We start from the raw sequence: 626 nt of genomic DNA, 5'->3' as shown, positions 1-626 counted from the left end.
TTATTGACGGTAACGGAGTGGATATCCAGTTCCTTCATGAGCCGGGAAATCCGTCTTGGGCTGCACCGACGCTGCAGTGGTTGAAGTTCCAGATTCAATTCATGGTGGATCTTCATAACGCCGTATCGCTGCTTGAATTCCGCAAAGATCCGCAGAATCCGTTGTTTTAAGTCCTCATCTTCGGCCCGGCGTTTTGAAGGCTTTGGGGATCGATAACGATAATACTGAGCTCTGGAAACACCGAGGATTCGGCACAGCTTAGTTACCTGGTGGTGATGGCTTTCTTGGTGAATGTAATCAAAAATATTGGTTACTTCTGCGCAAGGAAGCCCAGGGCTTTTTTTAGGATTTCGTTCTCCTCAGACAGGGAAGCCAGCCGCTTTTCCATCGCTTTAATTTCGTCTGGCGATTTACCGGATTGAGTTTTGGCTTGGCCCTGGATCCACTTATGAACGGTTGAATAGCCAATGCCATATTCTCTGGCCAGTTGGGCAGCTGATTCGCCTTGCTTATATAGGTTGATAATGTTTTGTTTGAATTCTTTGTCGTAACGAGTTGGCATGTAAAAATTCCTTCCTTTTGAGAGACGATTTATTCATTATACGCTCTCTTAAAAGTTGTCTCAG

The 626-nt window shown here is 45.4% G+C and carries 2 protein-coding genes; both read right to left on the bottom strand.

Going from position 1 to position 626, the window contains the following annotated elements; translation table 11 throughout:
- A partial coding sequence (locus FD09_RS17115) for an IS3 family transposase (RefSeq protein WP_420806870.1) occupies positions 1–248 on the bottom strand: 248 nt, incomplete at its 3' end.
- A 62-nt stretch (positions 249–310) separates the two neighbouring features.
- A complete protein-coding gene (locus FD09_RS16850) occupies positions 311–562 on the bottom strand; it encodes an IS3 family transposase (protein ID WP_002816285.1) in 252 nt (83 codons plus the stop codon).
- Between the last annotated feature and the right edge of the window lie 64 nt (positions 563–626).

It is taken from the genome of Schleiferilactobacillus perolens DSM 12744 (assembly GCF_001435585.1).
GTDB lineage: Bacteria > Bacillota > Bacilli > Lactobacillales > Lactobacillaceae > Schleiferilactobacillus > Schleiferilactobacillus perolens.
Note: the sequence above shows the minus strand (reverse complement) of the source record. Positions and strands in the feature narration are given on the sequence as shown.